The organism is Actinoallomurus bryophytorum (genome assembly GCF_006716425.1).
Lineage (GTDB): Bacteria > Actinomycetota > Actinomycetes > Streptosporangiales > Streptosporangiaceae > Actinoallomurus > Actinoallomurus bryophytorum.
In genome coordinates, this window is sequence record NZ_VFOZ01000001.1 from 2,330,295 (window position 1) to 2,347,635 (window position 17,341).

Consider the following 17,341-nt stretch of genomic DNA (forward strand, 5'->3'; position numbering starts at 1 on the left):
CGCGCAGGCCTTTCGGGGATCCGTGGTAGCATTGAAGCCCGCCACTGGTCGTGGCGACGAACCCCGGTGTCTATTTCCCGGGAGGATGCTCTCTCCGCTGTTCACCGAGCAGATGCGCGGCGAGCTCGGTGCGGTTGTTGAGGCCCAGTTTGGTGAGGGTGTTGCGTACGTGGCTCTCGATGGTGCGTTCACTCAGGACAAGGCGCTCAGCGATCTGCCGGTTCGACAGCGCCTTCGCGACGAGGGCGGCTACTTCGCGTTCGCGGGTCGTCAGCGGGTCGTCGGCGCGGCGCCGGGTCTCGATGTCGATGAGCGACCGGTGGGCCCGAGCGAGCGGTCCGGGCAGATCGAGCCGTCGCGCCTCGGCAGCGGCCCGGGTCGCGAGCCCGGCCGCCTCGGCGTGATCTCCGGGGCCGGCGCGGCGTCGTAGTACGTCGGCGAGGGTGAGCCAGGTGTGGGTGAGCCAGGGGCGGGCGTCGAGACGCAGGTTGACGTCGACCGCGGTTCGCAGGGCATCGATCGCTTCGTCGAGCCGGCCCATGATGGCGGCCATCCGGCCGACGCCCCGGGCGCAGGAGCCGAAGGAAAAGGTGATGGAGTCGCCGGGCAGACCGGCGGTGGCGGCCCAAGGGAGCCAGTCGGCGTGCGCCCAGGCCGCCGCCTCGCTGTCGTCGAACGCCTCGACGAGCTCGGTCAACAGCTGAAGCATCACCATCCCTCGTACTTCGGATATCGGCTCGCGCAGCAGCAGGCGCAGGTGTTCGTACTCGGCGAAGGCCTCGTCGGTCTCGCCGGTGAGGTACAGGCACAGGGCATGGGTGGCCCCGACGACAGGGATCCGCACGATCGGCGCCAGCGATGCCGGGTAGCCCTCGGGAATCTCACGCGGGTCGCCGCGCATGAGCGCGAGAACCGTCGCGAAGCACCCCGAGACGGAAACCGCGAAGGGGTCACCCATTCGGGTGGCGACCTGCCTCGCCTCCAGCGAATGGGAACGGGCCGAGTCGAACCGGCCGCCCAACGCCGCCCGCGCCGCCAGTACGCGTAAGTGGTACCAGTGCGCATGGGGATGGTAAAGGGCGGCCCGGAGCTCACCGAGGCGGGCGACTTCGTCATCGACGGCGGACAGGTTCGCCAGCTGGTAGGCCGCGTCGAGGCGCCACGTGTGGCCGAGAACCGTGATCATGCATTCTGCGGGAGACATGCCGGCGCTGATGGCCAGGTCGCCCAACCTCAGACGTTCGTTCACGTCCTCCGGCCGGCCGAGAGTTCCGACCCGGGCCCGTACGGCATCGACCAACGCGGTCCGGTCACCGCACGCCTCGGCCAGTCGCAGTGCCTCGGCCGATGCCGACGCCCCGTCGGCCGACCGGATGGACTCGGCCTCCAGACACGCCTTACGGGCGAGCAGGCGGGCGCGGGCGACGACCGATGAGATGACGCCGCCGTCACGATCGGCGCCTGTTACGTCCCCCGCCGCTTCCAGGGCGGACAACGCGCGGTCGCACAACGCGGCCGTCCTGATGGCGGCCGCCGGGTCGGCGACTCCGCGGAGGACCAGCGCGGCCGCGATCAGCAGATCGGGACGTCCAGCGGCATCGGCGGCATCGGCCGCGTCCCAGCAGTGGCCGGTGCACTCCGGGATTCTGCTGGCGACGTATTCGGCGGTCGCGAGTTCGATGAGCAGTTCCGCCCGCTCGACGTGCCCTGCTCCTCCGGTGCGGTCCAGCGTCTCCAGGGCCTGGCCGAGCAGCGAGGCCGCCTCCTCGGGCGACAGAGCCGACAGCGCGTACGCGGCGGCGGCCCGTGTCCATCTCACTGTGGCGCGCAACGCCTTCGTGTCGTTGTCGTCCTCGGTGGCACGCTGCCAGTGAGCCGCGATGCGGGCGGCGTGGGCGGGGTCCGCGCCGACACGCCGTTCTAGTGCCAAGGCCGCACGCCGGTGCAGCGTGGCGGCGACTCTGGCCGACTCCGCGACGACGCCCTCCCGGACCAGGGCGTGGGTGAAGCGGTACCGCGGCGGCGCGTCGCCGGTGACGGTCAGCAGGCCGGCCTGGGCGAGCGCGGCGAGATGCCCGGCCACCGCCGCGGGGAAAAGGTCGGTGACGTCGGCGAGCAGCCCGAGGTCGATGCCCTCGCCGAGTGCCGCGGCGGCGGCCACCGTCTCCCGCGCCTCGGGATCGAGCCCGGCGAGCATTCCCGCGACGATCAGGCGAAGGTCCGCCGGTGGCAGCGTGGGAAGCCGTCCACGAGAGTCCCGTGCCGCGTCGGTCTTCCGTAGCAGCCGCGCCATCGCGGATACCAGCAGCGGCAGTCCGCCGGTGCGTTGGTGCACCAGCGAGGCGAGGGCGACACCGCCCGGTACGGCCGTCAGATACCGCGCGACCTGCGACACCGCGAACGGCGTTAGTGCGACGCCACTCGCGGCGCCACTGTGGGCCAGGTCGACGAGTGTCCTGACGAAGTCGGTGGCCTGCCGGGTGGCGGCGTCACGGTGCGTCGCGATGACCAGAAGCCACGAATGCGCGGCCTCGATCGCGACCTGGCGGAGCAGGGCCAGTGATACCTCGTCGGCGTCATGGAGATCCTCGATCACAACGACGAGCCCTTGGAAGTCCTCCGCGGCCGCGAGCAGGGCGTCGGTGAGACCGGCCAGCAGCCGGAAGCGTTCCCCCGCCGACTCGCTCGCGTCCATCGCGGTCACGCCGGTGGCCGTCCCGGTCAACTCGGTAGGGAGCAGGTCGGCGCGGATCCGCCGGAGGATACGCAGCCACGGCCACAAGGGGGGAGCACCGTCATCGGCCACACAGCGACCCCGCACCACACCCGGCGCGTCGGCGACGGCCTCTTCTACCAACCGCGACTTGCCGATCCCCGCCGGACCGGACACCAGAATGATCCCGCCCCGGCCCTCGCGCACTGCCGCGATCTTCCCGCGTAACACGGTCATCTCGTGCTCACGCCCGACGAACATGTCTGGACTGCCGACGATGTCCACCTTCCAAGTCTGACAGAAAAGGCGTACGGCGTCGCCGTCATGCAACCGGGATCCGCCTCAGTACCCACTTTCAGTACTCGCACTGATCACGGCGCCGTCCGCAGGAGTGAAGCTGGGGACATCGACGCCTTGGCGGTGGGTGAATCCCTTACCTACGCCAGAGAAAAAGGCGCCAAGAATGGAGTGATGAGATCCGATGGAACGAATCTGGACGCAGAAGTATGTCATTGACGTGACCAGCACGAGCGGCTCGTACACGGTTTCGTTGCCGCAACTGCAAGATGTCGCTCTCCGCGAGGACGGAAACGTTCCGGGCGGCTATCCGGCGGTCTGGCTGGCCGCCAAGAATGGCACGCTCTGGCAGCACGGCGTCGGCATGCCTCCTTCCAGCGCGGGTCAACAGCCCAGCCCAGGGGGCATCGCCCGGGTCGCCGTGGCTCTCAACGACACATTGTGGGCTGTGACGGCGCACGGCGTGCTCTGGTGCCGGCTGGCGGATGGGTCGTGGCACCAGGTGCCGCCCACTTCGGACAACAAACCGTTGAGGGAGGTCACGGTACACAGAGGAACTGTCTGGGTCGTGGCCGAGGGTTCACGGATGTGGCGGACGAGGGATGGCAAGACGTTCGAGTACCAGGCTGTCCTCGCCTCCTTCGCACGCCTTTCCGGCCGCAACAATGGAGAGATGTGGGGCACAACGACCGATGGCTGGCTCTGGCACCAGGACACCAACGGCGTCTGGTGGAATGCTGAGGGCGGAAAGGACCAATTCTGGGTCGATGTATCGGTCAGTTATGAAGGAACCGTCTGGCTGGTCGCCGGCGACGGGACCGTGTGGACGACGACAGACGGAACAGCGTTCCTGAAGCGGCCCGGCGAAGGGTTCAGCCGAATCGCGGCCGGCCGGTACGACGTGGTGTGGGCGGTCAAGGCGGACGGCACTTTGTGGCTTTGGCAGCAAAAGCCCGCAGTCCCTCCCCCGCCGCCTCCACCACCACCGCCACCACCGGCCCAAACACCGCCGCCTCCGGCCCCGTCGGAGCCCAGGCCCCAGATCAGCGTGTCGACGACCGGTTCCGGGCAGAGCAGCGTGTTCCACGTGAAGGGGTCGCGCTTTGTCCCACGAGAGGGTGGACAGGTCACGATCCGCGGCGCACGAATCGGCGACGGGCAGGTCTTCAACTACTACTGGACAACCCAGTCATCAGGTGGCGCGATCACCGCCGATCTGGGAATTCCTTGTGTGCCCGGCATCCAGATCAGCTTCTCGGCCAATGACGGCCGGCCCGACTCGACCGATCACACTGACCGTTTCTGGAGCAACACGGTCACTGTCTCCTGTCCTTGAGCACCGTGATCGAGTTCTGCCAGTCGACCCGTTCGGCGGTGACCGGGGCAAGCGGGGCCACCTTCCCGACGAGTTCGGTGGTCGCATCCCACAGCCGGGCGGCCATGTCCTGGTCGAGGCCGATCTCGCCCTGCCGGCGAAGGGCCGGGTGGCCCCTGAGGCCGCCCAGCCCGTCGGGCCCGACGTAGGAGTTGCCAGGGACGTCCTGGGTGGCGGCGTAGAGCACGGACAGCGCCCCGCGCTCGGCGTCGTTGGTGAGGAACGTGAATCGGTTGATGACGTTCGACCGCGAATGGGCGGCCAGAGAGGTCCGGGCGATGCCCGGGCTGGCGAGCACCGAGCGGACCGGACTGCCGGCGGCGGTCAGGCGGCGCTGTAGTTCCAGGGAGAACAGGACGACGGCCAGTTTCGACGCCTGGTAGGCGCTCATCCCGTTGTACTCGCGGGTGCGCCAGTCGAGGTCGGCCACGTCGATCTTGCCCTGGCGGTGCAGCTGGCTGGTGACGTGCACCACGCGATCGGTGACGCGCTCGAGCAGCAGGTTGGTCAGCACGAACGGACCGGTGTAGTTGGTGGTCGTCTGCAGATCGAGACCGTCCGCGGTACGTGTGCCGGGGATGTCCATCACACCGGCGTTGTTGATCAAGATATCGAGGTCGCCCCGCCAGGAGTCGGCGAAGGCTCGCACCGAGGTGAGGTCTGCCACGTCGAGCGACCGGATGTCGAACGCGCCGGGCAGGCCGGCGACGGCGCGGCGAGCCTTGCCGGCGTCGCGTACACCCAGCACGACGTGGGCTCCGGCGCGTGCGAGCTCGCGCGCCGTGATCAGGCCGAGGCCACGGCCGGCGCCAGTGATCACCACCGTACGGCCGTTCAGGTCCGGAAGGTCTTTCCCTGTCCATCTGGTCATGCGACTTGGCTCCGTTGTCGTGGTTCGAGGCGACCGGTGATCGCCTCGCCAGTCAACGGGCCGGGCAACGGTGGAGGAAGGACACGCTTAGCCACTGAATGACAGGTCGTGGCTGAATCACGCCGAATGACCAACCATGAGGACCATGGACCGTACCTTCGACCGCTCGTCCCTCGGCGCCTTCCTGCGCACTCGGCGTGCGGCGCTGCAACCGGAGGACGTCGGGCTGCGCAGAGGGCAGCGCCGTCGCGCTCCAGGCCTGCGGCGCGAGGAGGTGGCGGAGCTGTGCAGCATGTCCGCGGACTACTTCGCCCGGCTGGAGCGAGGCGACGGGCCACAACCGTCGGAGCACATGGTCGCGGCCATCGCCCGCGGCCTGCGGCTGACTCCGGACGAGCGCGATCACCTGTTCCTGCTCGCCGGCTACCGCACCGCCCACCGCGATCTGCGGGCTCAGCACGTGAGCCCTGGACTGATGCGCGTCATGGACGGCCTGGCCGGCACCACCGCGCAGGTCATGGGCCCACTGGGCGAGACGTTGGTGCAGACACCGGCGGCGGTGGCGCTGCTCGGCGACCAGACGCGGTGCGCCGGCAACGCGCGCAGCGCACCGTATCGCTGGTTCACCGATCCGGCCGCCCGCGAGCGGTACCACCCCGAGGATCACGGCGAGAACAGCCGGGTCAACGTCGCGCAGCTCCGCGACGCCGTCACCCGGGACGGGCCCGGCTCCCGCGCGGCGGACCTCGCCGGCATCCTGCGGAACACCAGCGACGAATTCGCCCGCCTGTGGGAGCGCCACGAGGTCGGCCTTCGGTGGAGCGACACCAAACGGTTCGTTCATCCCCAGGTCGGACGGCTGGACCTCTACTGCCAGCTCCTGCTCGAGCCGGACCAGGGACAGTCGCTGCTCATCTTCACCGCCACCCCGGGCACGGAAAGCCACGAGAAACTCGCCCTGCTCATGGTGCTGGGTGCCGACCAGTTCGCAGAGTGATGTCCCGTTGGTGGCCGACGCCCCGGTTCGGCCGCCGGCGCGTAGCCTCTGCACATGCGGATCGTGCGCTGGGAGGGGTTCGGTGGCTGACGCCGACGATGTACGCCGGTTGGCGCTGGCTCTGCCTCATGTGGCGGAGATCGACAGTGACGGTTTTGACTTCCGGGTGGCCGACAAGGGGTTCGTCTGGTCCTATCCCGAGCGCACGCCGGGGAAGCCGCGTCTGATCCGGATCGATATCGCGGTGCTTTTCGTCGGCGACGAGGCCGAGAAGCAGGCTCTCCTCCTCGGCGAGCCCGACGTCTTCTTCACCACGTCCGGTTACGACGGCTTTCCCCTGGTGATGGTCCGCCTGGCGGAGGTGACGGTCGACCGCCTGAGGGAGCTCGTGACCGACGCATGGCGGATGCGCGCGCCGGACACACTCGCCGGTGACCTTGACGAGGTCGCCGAGGCCTGAACGAAGCGCGGGATACCCGGTCGCCATGGCACGATCGACCGATGGTCGCCGGACCTCCGCGCTCGCGGGTGGCGGTGCCCGCACGCGTTGAGGCCATCGCCGCGGGCCGGCCGGTGTGTGCGGTGTGGGAGAACCAGCTGGGCGGGCTCACCTTCGAAGTGGGCACGGCCCCTGACCGGTGCTTTGTGAAATGGGCTCCTGCCGGCAGTGGAGTCGACCTGGCCGAGGAGGCGGTACGGCTGTCGTGGGCGGTGGCCTTCACTCCCGTACCGCGGCTGCTCGGCCAGGGCTCCGACAGTGCCGGGTCCTGGCTCGTCACGGCCACACTGCCCGGCCAAAGTGCTGTCGCCGGAAAACGGTTCGAGTACTACCGCCTGCTGTCGGAGCTCGATCCCTGAGACACCTCGCGCGGTGCCGTCCTGCCTGAGGAGCAGAATCCTACGCATGACCAAGACACTGAACCTGCCTGGGGGTACTCCCCTACCGCTGATCGGTTTTGGAACCTGGCAGCTACGGCCCAAGACGGCGTACGAGTCGGTGCGCGCGGCGCTGGAGATCGGTTACCGGCACGTCGACACCGCCACCTTGTACAAGAACGAGTCGGACGTCGGCAGAGCCGTGAAGGACAGCGGCGTGGACCGGGAGCAGGTCTTCGTCACCACCAAGCTCCGCCCCCAGGACGCGCGGCATGCCCGCCGTACGCTGGAGTCGAGTCTTCGGATGCTCGACACCGGCTACGTGGATCTGTGGCTGATCCACTGGCCGACCGGCCAGGACGAGCTCGTCTCGACCTGGGAGGAGCTCTTGTCCGCCAAGGACGCGGGGCTCGTCCGCAACGTCGGGGTCAGCAACTACAGCCCGGCACTGATCGACCTGCTGACCAAGGCCACCGGACAGCAGCCGGCGGTCAACCAGATCCCGTGGAGCCCGGCCGAGCACGACCCGGCCCTGCTGGAGGAACACCGCGACCGGGGGATCGTCGTCGAGGGATACAGCGGCCTCAACAACACCGACCTGAACAACCCGGTCCTCACCGAGATCGCCCAGAGGCACGGGGTCACGTCCGCCCAGGTCGTCCTCCGCTGGCATCTGGAACGCGACATCGTGATCCTGCCCAGGTCCTCGCGCCCCGAGCGCATCGCCGCCAACTTCGACCTGGAGGGCTTCGACCTCACGGCCGAGGACGTCGCGGCGATCGACACCCTCGGGTAGCGACGTGGGTCGGCGGGAGCGGCGGCGGCTCAGGCGGCCGCCGCGCGCCGCTCCCGCCGGCCGACCACCGCGCTGGCGCCCAGCGCGGCGAGCCCCAGCACGGACAGCCCGGCGCCGACCAGGCTCGGCGCCGTGTAGCCCTCCCCGGCAGCGATGACCAGGCCGCCGAGCCAGGCTCCCAGCGCGTTGGCCAGGTTGAGCGCCGAGTGGTTGAGCGCCGCACCGAGCATCTGGGCTTCGCCGGCCACCTCCATGAGCCGCATCTGCAGGCACACCACCATCACCGACCCCGCCGCGGCGACCCCGAGGACGGCGAGTGCCAGGTACGCCGCGGAGTGCGCGGCCAGCAGCATCAGTGCCAGCACGGCTCCCATCGCGACCCCGGCGCCGGCCAGAGAGGGGAACAGGGCCCGGTCCGCCAGCCGGCCGCCGAGCGCCGTCCCCGCCACGCCGCCGACGCCGAAGGCGAGCAGCACGATCGGTACGAACGCGGGGCTCGCGCCGGCCACGTCGGTGACGGTGGGCGCGATGTAGCTGTACATGGCGAACATGCCGCCGAAGCCCACGACACCGGTGAGCAGGGTCAGCAGCACCTGGGGCCGGCGCAGCGCCCCCAGCTCCGTACGCATCCCGGCACCCGGGGACACCGGCGACGACGGTACGAGAAGCAGGACGGACAGCACGGTGAGCCCCGCGATCACGGCCACCGACCAGTAGGCCGCGCGCCAGCCCAGGTGCTGGCCGAGCCAGGTCGCGGCGGGCACCCCGGCGACGTTCGCGACGGCGAGCCCGAGCATCACCGAGCTCACCGCACGCCCGCGGACCTCGGCGCGTACCAGGGAGGCGGCGATGAGGGAGGCCACCCCGAAGTAGGCGCCGTGCGGCAGGCCGGCGACCAGCCGCGCCGGCAGCAGCATGCCGTAATTCGGCGCCAGCGCGGTCAGCGCGTTGCCGAGCAGGAACGCGACCATGAGGCCGAGCGCGAGCCGGCGCCGCGGCAGCCGGGCACCCAGCGCGGCGATGACCGGCGCCCCGATCACGACGCCTACGGCATAGGCGGAGATAAGGTGGCCGCCGGTCGGGATGTCCACACCGACGCCACGGGTGATCTCGGGCAGCAGCCCCATGGACACGAACTCATTCGTGCCGATCGCGAAGCTCCCGAGGGCGAGTGCCGCGATGGCGAGGACGGCGCGGCGGGACGCGGGGCCCTCCGACCGGGTCGGGGTCGCCGGCTGGCCGGTCGTGGTGAGGGTGTTCACATAGCGGTCTCAAGGCGGCCCGCGCCCCGTACATTCCCGTCCGGCGCGGCCGTCGTCTCCCGGCGGTCGACGCAGCACCGCAGGTCGCGAGGCATTCAGCGTCGCGTGACGGCTCCTTCGAGGATCGAGCGGGCCGGAAGGGGCGGCGCGGTCAGCGTGCCGGCAGATCGTCGAGCTCGGCCTCGAACAGCAGGGCGGGGTCGAATCCCATCCCGGTGAAATGACCGGCGAGTTCCAGGGACAGGACGCCGTGCAGCCGAGTCCAGAAGGCCAGGGCCCGGCGGAGGGCCGCGGGCGGGGCGGGGTGATCGTCCGCCCACGGCCGGTGGCCTTCGAGGTACGTCTCGAACGTCGTCGGGGGGGCGTCTGAGGGCAGCGTCGTCCAGGCGTCGAGCAGGGTCGTCATGATCTCGGCCGCGATCGCGGTGATGTCGTCGGGCGCGTGGTAGCCGGGGACGGGTGTGCCGTAGATGAGGAAGTACCGGTGGGGGTCGTCCAGGGCCCATCGGCGCAGGACATGCGCCAGCGCGGCCACGTCGGCGCCTGACTCGGAGGCCGCCCGGCAGGTGTCGGCGAGGCTGCGGTACGCGTCCCTGATGAGCTCGGTGATCAGCTCGTCGCGGCCGGCGAAGTATCGGTAGAGCGCGGGTCCGCTCATCCCCATCTGCTTGGCGATCGCGTTGAGGGAGAGCGCGGAGGCCCCGGCCGTGGCGATCTGCTCCCACGCGCGGTCCTTGATCTCCGTACGCACCTGAGCGCGGTAACGCTCGCGTGGGGTGTTCGTGTCCGTCGCCACCATGGCCTGCCACCTTTCCACCCCGGACAAGCTACATCATCAAGATTTAGTTAGACCCTATCGCAGAATCTATTGACTCTCCCCTGTTGGTCGCGTTACAACTTATAACGAAAGCAAGGGTGCATAACCTTCGGAGGTCGTCATGAACGCAGAGGGACTCGTCGAGGTCGTACTGCCGGGCAAGGTGGAGCCGGAAGGGCTGGAGATCCGGCACGGAGCCGTCCCCTCCCCAGGTCCGGGCCAGGTCGTCATCCGCATGGAGGCGACCGGGGTCTCCTTCGCCGAGCAGCAGATGCGCCGCGGCCGCTACTACGACCAGCCGGCGTTCCCGTTCGTGCCCGGCTACGACCTGGTCGGCACGGTGCTGGCGACGGGTGAGGGTGTCGAGCCGGGGCTGGCCGGCACCCGGGTGGCCGCGCTGGTCAAGGTCGGCGGCTGGGCCAGCCACGTGCTCGTCGACGCGATGGACGTGGTGCCGGTACCCGACGGCGTCGGCGCGGCGGAGGCGGAGACCGTGGTGGTCAACGGCATCACCGCGTGGCAGATGCTGCACCGCAAGGCACGGGTACGTGCGGGCCAGACCATCCTGGTGCACGGCGCCAACGGCGGCGTCGGCTCGGTCCTGGTCCAGCTCGCCCACGTCGCCGGCGTGAAGGTGATCGGCACGGCGTCCGCGCGTCACCACGACGCCCTGCGGGAGCGTGGCGTCCTCCCGGTCGACTACCGCACCGAGAACGTCGCCGAGCGCGTCCGCGAACTCGCCCCCGGCGGGGTGGACGCCGTGTTCGACCACGTCGGCGGGCGCAGCATCGTCGACTCCTGGCACCTCCTCGCACCCGGCGGCACGCTCGTCTCGTACGGCAGCGCCTCCACCCGTGACGCCGAGGGCTCCAAGCAGTGGCCCGTGCTCAAGCTGCTCGGCCGGCTGTGGCTGTGGAACGCGCTGCCCAACCGCCGCCGTGCCTACTTCTTCAACGTCTGGGCCGGGCGTGCCCTGGCGAAGAACCGGTTCCGTGCCCGGTTGCGCGCCGACCTCACCCAGGTCTTCGCAGCCCTCCAGAGCGGTGACGTCACCGCCCAGATCGCCGCCCGGCTGCCGCTTTCCCGCGTCGCCGACGCTCTGCGGCTGGCCGAATCCGGCACCGTCGCCGGAAAGATCGTGCTGAACCCGTAGAGCTATTCGGTGGTCGTGTGGACGCGGTGGGCGAGGTAGGAGACGTCCGGGTGGGGGTGGGCACGGAGGCCGCGCAGCAACCCACGCCACGGCTCCGACCATCCGGTGCGAGGCCCGCAGGCCTGGGCGAGGGCCACGGCGGCGACTCCTGCGGCGAGGTCGTCGCGTTCGGCCACGGCGGTGGCCTGGGAGAGCACGTCGGCGGGGTCGGCCGCGCCGGCGAACGGAGCGAACGGAGCGTACGGGGCGGGCCTGCCGGCGAAGGGCCCGCCGTCGCCGAGCGGTCGCGCCAGTGCCCCGGCCACCTCGGCGGCGGCGAAGGCCGAGCCGATCGGCCGGTCGAGCAGCGCGGCGAGGGTCCCCGGCCGGTCCCAGCGGAGGGTGGCGGCCGCCAGCAGGGCCCCGAGCGGTTCGGGCAGGACCTCGTCCACCGCGGCCAGGACGGGATCGGCGTGGTCACGGTCGGCCAGCGCCGCCTGGGCGAGCGCGGTGACGACGGCGGCGAGGCGCTGCGCGACGGGCAGGTCGCGTTCCTGTTCGGCGTCGGCGGGTTCGCCGGTGGCGGCGAGTGCCGCGACGGCGTCCCGCAGCCCGATCCGGGCGTCATCGGTGATCGCACAGGTGACGAGCGCGTCGAGGGCGGTCCGCCAGGTGAAGGTCCTGGTGAGGTCGCGGAGTTCGGCGGCGAGTGCGGGGATGGCGTCCGGCGACCAGGGCGCCCAGTGGGGTAGCCCGCCGAGCGCTTCGCGCCGTACCACCGGGTCGGTGGAGCGCGCGGCGCGTACGACCAGGTCCGCGTACCGGGTGCGGTGGCGTGGCTCGACGGTGAGCGGCTCGGCTCCGAGGACCTGCCGGGCCAGGTCGCGGGAACCGTCGACGGCCTCGGTCAGGATGCGTTCGCTCACCGGCAGGTCGAGAAGCCGACGGGCCGCCGAGGCGAGGGCGGCACGCACGTCACGGTGCTGTCCCGGCTGGTCCCACGCCTGCGCGAGGACGTCCCCGGCGCCGGGCGCACGGTGATGGGCGAGCAGCCGCACCGCCTCCTTGCGTGCGGTGATCTTCCCGCCTGCGAGGACGGGTTCGAGCACCGCCGGCAGCGCGCTCGGCGGGGTGAACCGCGCGGCCCGCGCGGCCGCGTAGACGGCGACGTGCGCGTCGTCACCGGTGGCGCGGTCCAGCAGGTCGCCGAGCATGAGCTGCGGCGTCGCGGTCCAGGGGGCCGCGGTCAGCGCCATCCGCCGGACGAGGGGCTCCTTCGCGCGCAGGTAGCCGCGGAGGTCTTCGGCCGAGCTGGACGGTACATCGCCGATCAGGCGTACCGCACGTGCGCGTTCGCTCTCGGGCGCGGAGCGGTCGGTGGCGGCCCTGTGCAGCAGTCTCAGGTAGGCCGCCCGTTGCGCGGCGGTCCACCGCCGCGGCCACGGCCGCCGCACGTGAGGGACGAACGTGACCGAGCGCCGCCAGAACCGGCCGCCCGGGACGTCGCCTGACAGCACGGGCTGGAGGAGGTCCGTCCGTTCCGTCGCGAGGACGTGGAACACCGCCGGCAGCACCATCGACGAACGGTCCACCTGGATGACGTGCTCGACCCGTTCCGCACGTGTACGGGGTGGGCGGAGCCAGTGCGCGATCGCCTGGGTGATGACGCTGTCGCGCTTGGCGTGCAGTGCTCTTTCGAGGGCCGCCTGCAGCTCGGGCACGTCCTCGCCGCGGCGGCGGAGCGCGGTCGCCAGGACGAAGGTGAGCCGGAACTCCTCTCTGGCGGCGTCTCGCTCCAGCCGGGGTACGAGGCCGCGCACCAGTTCGTGCTCCTGGCCGCGGCGCAGGCAGTCGTCGAGGCGGCCCGTGTTCACCGCGCTGCCGCGATCGGCGAGCGTGCCCATCGCGTCCAGCGCGAAGGCCGTCAGGTCGGGGTCGTCGCGGGAGGCCCCCTGCCGGAAGGCCAGCGCGACGAGCCGGGAGATCGCGCGCCCGGTCTGGTAGGACAGGTCACGTGCGCTGAGGGCGTCCTCGACGAACCGGCCGAGTGCGGGGGTGTGCCCCGCCCGCAGCAGCCCCGGCGGCACGGCCGTGAGCGCGGTCAGCGCCTTCAGGCGCACCGGGTCCTGTTCGTTGCGCAGCCTTGCCAGTGACTCGAGCGCGTCGGTGAAGATCTCCGGGTCACGGCTGCGCCCCGCGCAGCCGATCAGAAGCGTGTAGCCGTGCCCGCGCTCCTCGGCGTCGGACCGCCGCGTCGCCTCCCGTAGTGTCTCGGTCGCCTGGTCGTAGGGCAGGAAGGCGGTGACCTCGAGGACCCGCTCCGGGTCGTCGGCGACCTTCCGCAACCCCAGCATCCTGCGGGCCTCGCGGGCGCGCCGGGCGAGAGGCAGCACCTCGAGCACCGCGGGAGCGAGCTCCCTGGCGGAAAGATCGACCCCCTCCAGGGCCGTGTCGAACACCGGCTCCCTACGGGACGGCGGGAACGTCCTGAGTACGAGCACCAGCGTGGCGTCGTCCTCCCTGACGGCCCTCAGCAGTTCGGCCAGCCGGGGCTCCGGCAGCAGCCGGACCAGCCCCTCGCGCACACTCCTGGCCTGGAGCAACCGGCCCAGCGACGGGCGGGTGACCGGACGCAGCAGCAGGTCGGCCATCCGTTCGGGAGCGGCGGCGACCAGCGCCCCCAGCTTGGGCACGAGCGCACTGCTCAGTCCCGGTCGATCCCAGTACGCCTCCAGCAGGCCGATCACCCGCAGCGGATCGTGCCGTACGGCCTCGGCCAGACCGGGGCCGCGCGAGATCCACCAGGCCGCGCGGAGCTGCCTGGGCAGGTCGGCGAGCTCCCGTTCGGCATGGTCGAGCACCGGCCCGGGGTGGACGTGTCCCAGCGTGCTCCAGTTGGGTACGGCGTAGGCGAGCCCCGGCAGCAGGCGCTCCACCACCTCGGCGCCGCAGGCGGGAAGCAACGCCGCGGCCTCCCGGTCTCCCCATCGTTCGCCGACCGGCGCGACCAGGTCCTCCGCGAGATCGGTACGGCGGTGGCGGCGAACGGCCCGGTACAGCAGCGCCCGCGACTCGGCCGGAGCGTCCCCGAGGAACGCCTTCAAAGCCGGGGCGCCGGCCGCACCGAGCCGTACGGCCGCGCCGATCGCCGAAGCGGCGATGCCGGCATCGGCGTCCCCGATCGCGGCGGCGATGTGGGCGAGTGAAGCCTCATCACGCGCCGCCGCCGCGATGAAAAGGCCGACGGAACGCTCGTAGGCCCCGCGCCCGTCCAACTCGCCGATCAGGTGGGACAGATCCGCGGGGTCCATCCGTGTGTGTAGCGCGGCCAGACGCGCACATCGCGCACGGTAGGTCAACGACTCGATCTCGGCCAGCAGCCCATCAGCGCGCATGACAGAAGATCTTGCCGGACGATCACCTGGACCTATGACGCTTTTCGCGCGACGGGCTACGGGCTACGGCATCACCCTGCACAGGGCGTCCAGTGCGCCCGCCCACGCGCTGTCCGAGGGCGCCGCGTAGTTGACCACCAGTGCGTCCTGTTCGGGCAGCCGCCCGCCGGAGTCCGGCACTTCGTAGCGGAACTCCGCCATCCCGCTGACCGCCAGGTCCTGCCGGGCCGCCGCCTGGACGACCGAGCGCTCGGTCCCGCGTGGGAGTCCGAGGACCGCCTGCAGCCCGGCGGCCATGCCGGTCACGCGGATGCCGGGGGCCCTCTGTGCCAGGGCGGCGACCAGTTCGTCGCGGCGGCGCCGGTAGCGCAACCGCATCGAGCGCACATGGCGGTCGTACGCGCCCGAGGCGATGAACTCCGCGAGTGTCAGCTGCTCCAGCGAGCTCGACATGTAGTCGGCGTGCCCCTTGACCGCCACGATCTCCGGGACCATTTCCTCGGGCAGCACCATCCAGGCGAGCCGCAGCCCCGGCGCCAGCGACTTGCTCGCCGTGCCGAAGTACACGACCCGCTCCGGGTCGAGCCCCTGCAGGGCACCCACCGGCTGACGGTCGTATCGGAACTCCCCGTCGTAGTCGTCCTCCAGGATCAGCCCGCCGGTGGCGCGCGCCCAGTCGACGGCCGCCGCGCGCCGGTCCGGGTGCAGCGCGACTCCCGTCGGGTACTGATGCGCCGGTGTCATCAGCACCGCGCCCACTCCGCGCGCTCGCGCCAGGTCGCCGGTGCGCGCCCCGTGTTCGTCGACGTAGAGCGGCGGGATGTCCAGGCCGGCGCCGGACAGCAGGTCACGGTAGACGTCGAGGCCGTACGACTCGACGGCCACCGCCCGTACCTTCCGCGCCCTGAGCGCCTGGGCCATGAGCATCAGACCGTGGTGGAAACCGGCGCAGATGACGACCCGGTCCGGGTCGGCGTACACGCCACGCGCCCGCGCCAGATAGTCCGCGAGGGCCGTCCGCAACTCCACTCTGCCGGGGGCGTCGCCGTAGCCGAAAGCGTCGTGCGGCGCCGCGGTCAGAGCGCGGCGTGCCGCCTTGAGCCACTGCGTGCGGGGGAACTCCGCGAGGTCCGGCGAACCCGGCAGCAGGACGTACGCAGGACGGTGCCGGGCCGGTCTCGTACGGGGAGCGGCGGGCGCGGCCCGGCGCGGCTCGGCCCGCCTGGCCACCCGTGTCCCGGAGCCCTGCTGGGCGGTGAGCCAGCCCTCGGCGACCAGCTCGGCGTAGGAGTCGGCCACGGTGTTACGGGCGACGCCGAGATCGGCGGCGAGCGAGCGGGACGGCGGCAACCGGGTGCCGGGCACCAGACGTCCCGTGCGCACGGCCTCCCGTAGGGCGTCCGTGAGCCCGGCGCGCAGCCCGTGTCCGCTCAGCTCGAGATGGAGGTCGGCACCGAACGCGGACGGCGGAGGATCCGCCGAATTGGCCCGGGATTTCTTCATGTAAATGGACCATACCTCAGTACCACTTGGCGCGTAGCGTGGCAGGTATGACGAACGAAGCACAGGAAGGCAAGGAACGCCTCCCGGAGCACGCACCGCGCCTGGACCTGGCGAAGCTCGCCCCCGAGGCGTACAAGGCCATGGTCCGTCTCGACGCGGCCGCGAGGCAGGGCATCGAACCGGCCCTGCTCAACCTGATCAAGATTCGCGCGTCCCAGATCAACCACTGCGCCTTCTGCCTCGACATGCACAGCAAGGACGCGCTGGCGGCCGGAGAGTCGTCCGAGCGGATCATCCAGCTCAACGCATGGACGGAGTCCAGGCACTTCTACACGGCGAGGGAGGTCGCGGCGATCGAGCTGACCGAGGCGATCACCGTGCTCACGGACGGATTCGTCCCGGACGAGGTGTACGCGAGGGCCGCGAGCGAGTTCGACGAGACCGAGCTGGCCGGCCTCATCGTCGCGATCACGACGATCAACGCGTGGAACCGCTTCGGCGTCTCCACCCGGCTGGTCCCCGGGCACTACACGCCCTGACGCCGCGCGCCCGCCCTCCACACCCCTCAGGACATGGGAAAACGATGACCGCCTCCACCTTCCGCACCCTGCACCACGGCCGTACCGCCGGCGACCCGCTCGTCCTGCCGGGACCGTGGGACGCGGCCAGCGCCCGGGTCTTCACCGACGCCGGCTTCCCCGCGCTCGCCACTCCGAGTGCCGGGATCGCCGCCTCGCTCGGTTACGAGGACGGCTCGACCCCGCCCGGCGAGATGTTCGCCGCGGTGGCGAGGATCGTCCGGGCCGTCCCCGTGCCCGTATCCGCCGACATCGAGGGCGGTTACGGCCTGGCGCCCAAGGAGCTGGTCGGGCGGCTCCTGGAGACGGGCGCCGTCGGCTGCAACCTGGAGGACTCCGAGGAGCACGCCACGCTCAAGGACCCCGAGCGGCACGCGGATTGGCTGGCCGGAGTACGGGCGGAGGCGGGTGACGCTCTCTTCATCAACGCGCGCGTCGACACCTTCTTGTTCGGGACGGGTGATCCGGCCGACGCCGTGGCACGCGCCCGGCTGTACGTGGCCGCCGGCGCCGACTGCGTGTACCCGCTCATAGCGCCGCACGAGGTCTTCCCGGTGCTGCGGGAGGGCATCGAGGGTCCGCTCAACATGGCCGCCGCACCGGACAAGGAGTCCGTGGCCGCACTGGCACGGCTGGGCGCGACGCGCATCACCTTCGGTCCGGGGATGCAGCGGTACGCGATGGGGGCGACCGGCGACCTCGCGGCGAAGCTGCGCGCCTGAGGGCGAG

General features: G+C 71.2%; 14 protein-coding genes. 8 read left to right on the top strand and 6 right to left on the bottom strand.

Features of this window, described 5'->3' with window-relative positions; translation table 11 throughout:
* Window positions 1–70: 70 nt before the first annotated feature.
* On the bottom strand, window positions 71–2,998 hold the full coding sequence (locus FB559_RS10940; protein ID WP_141955509.1) for a helix-turn-helix transcriptional regulator: 2,928 nt from the start codon (window positions 2,996–2,998) through the stop codon (window positions 71–73).
* A gap of 196 nt (window positions 2,999–3,194) precedes the next feature.
* On the opposite strand from FB559_RS10940, the gene FB559_RS43780 reads away from it, so the two are divergent.
* Window positions 3,195–4,346, top strand: a complete 1,152-nt coding sequence (locus tag FB559_RS43780) for a WD40/YVTN/BNR-like repeat-containing protein (protein WP_185792144.1) — start codon at window positions 3,195–3,197, stop codon at window positions 4,344–4,346.
* Here the strand turns inward: FB559_RS43780 and FB559_RS10950 are convergent.
* On the bottom strand, window positions 4,327–5,256 hold the full coding sequence (locus FB559_RS10950) for an SDR family NAD(P)-dependent oxidoreductase (protein ID WP_141955511.1): 930 nt from the start codon (window positions 5,254–5,256) through the stop codon (window positions 4,327–4,329). The two genes, FB559_RS43780 and FB559_RS10950, sit on opposite strands and share 20 nt — an antisense overlap.
* Window positions 5,257–5,401: 145 nt before the next feature.
* Between FB559_RS10950 and FB559_RS10955 the strand changes: the two genes are divergently transcribed.
* The 4 genes from FB559_RS10955 to FB559_RS10970 all read left to right on the top strand — a co-directional run bounded on the left by FB559_RS10955 (window position 5,402) and on the right by FB559_RS10970 (window position 7,925).
* Window positions 5,402–6,253: a helix-turn-helix transcriptional regulator gene (locus FB559_RS10955; RefSeq protein ID WP_141955512.1), complete on the top strand. Its 852-nt coding sequence runs from the start codon at window positions 5,402–5,404 to the stop codon at window positions 6,251–6,253.
* An 82-nt stretch (window positions 6,254–6,335) separates the two neighbouring features.
* Entirely contained in the window at window positions 6,336–6,713 is a 378-nt protein-coding gene (locus FB559_RS10960; RefSeq protein ID WP_141955513.1) for an MmcQ/YjbR family DNA-binding protein, read from the top strand.
* A 41-nt stretch (window positions 6,714–6,754) separates the two neighbouring features.
* Window positions 6,755–7,111: a protein kinase family protein gene (locus FB559_RS10965; protein WP_141955514.1), complete on the top strand. Its 357-nt coding sequence runs from the start codon at window positions 6,755–6,757 to the stop codon at window positions 7,109–7,111.
* A 46-nt stretch (window positions 7,112–7,157) separates the two neighbouring features.
* On the top strand, window positions 7,158–7,925 hold the full coding sequence (locus tag FB559_RS10970) for an aldo/keto reductase (RefSeq protein WP_141955515.1): 768 nt from the start codon (window positions 7,158–7,160) through the stop codon (window positions 7,923–7,925).
* A gap of 29 nt (window positions 7,926–7,954) precedes the next feature.
* On the opposite strand, the gene FB559_RS10975 is transcribed toward FB559_RS10970, so the two are convergent.
* Complete coding sequence (locus FB559_RS10975) at window positions 7,955–9,187, bottom strand: MFS transporter (protein WP_141955516.1); 1,233 nt, start codon at window positions 9,185–9,187, stop codon at window positions 7,955–7,957.
* A 151-nt stretch (window positions 9,188–9,338) separates the two neighbouring features.
* Window positions 9,339–9,986 (bottom strand): TetR/AcrR family transcriptional regulator, encoded by a 648-nt coding sequence (locus FB559_RS10980; protein ID WP_141955517.1) that lies wholly within the window; start codon window positions 9,984–9,986, stop codon window positions 9,339–9,341.
* Between the two features lie 139 nt (window positions 9,987–10,125).
* On the opposite strand from FB559_RS10980, the gene FB559_RS10985 reads away from it, so the two are divergent.
* Window positions 10,126–11,157: a medium chain dehydrogenase/reductase family protein gene (locus FB559_RS10985; protein ID WP_141955518.1), complete on the top strand. Its 1,032-nt coding sequence runs from the start codon at window positions 10,126–10,128 to the stop codon at window positions 11,155–11,157.
* A 2-nt stretch (window positions 11,158–11,159) separates the two neighbouring features.
* Here the strand turns inward: FB559_RS10985 and FB559_RS10990 are convergent, their stop codons facing one another.
* Both FB559_RS10990 and pdxR read right to left on the bottom strand, forming a co-directional pair.
* Entirely contained in the window at window positions 11,160–14,531 is a 3,372-nt protein-coding gene (locus FB559_RS10990; protein WP_141955519.1) for a hypothetical protein, read from the bottom strand.
* A gap of 63 nt (window positions 14,532–14,594) precedes the next feature.
* A complete protein-coding gene (gene pdxR / locus FB559_RS10995) occupies window positions 14,595–16,034 on the bottom strand; it encodes a MocR-like pyridoxine biosynthesis transcription factor PdxR (protein ID WP_141955520.1) in 1,440 nt (479 codons plus the stop codon).
* A 47-nt stretch (window positions 16,035–16,081) separates the two neighbouring features.
* Here pdxR and FB559_RS11000 point away from each other — a divergent pair, with 47 nt between their 5' ends.
* Together FB559_RS11000 and FB559_RS11005 are read left to right on the top strand one after the other, a co-directional pair.
* Window positions 16,082–16,573 (top strand): carboxymuconolactone decarboxylase family protein, encoded by a 492-nt coding sequence (locus tag FB559_RS11000; protein ID WP_141955521.1) that lies wholly within the window; start codon window positions 16,082–16,084, stop codon window positions 16,571–16,573.
* 44 nt (window positions 16,574–16,617) lie between these two features.
* A complete protein-coding gene (locus FB559_RS11005; RefSeq protein ID WP_141955522.1) occupies window positions 16,618–17,334 on the top strand; it encodes an isocitrate lyase/PEP mutase family protein in 717 nt (238 codons plus the stop codon).
* The last annotated feature ends 7 nt before the right edge of the window (window positions 17,335–17,341 follow it).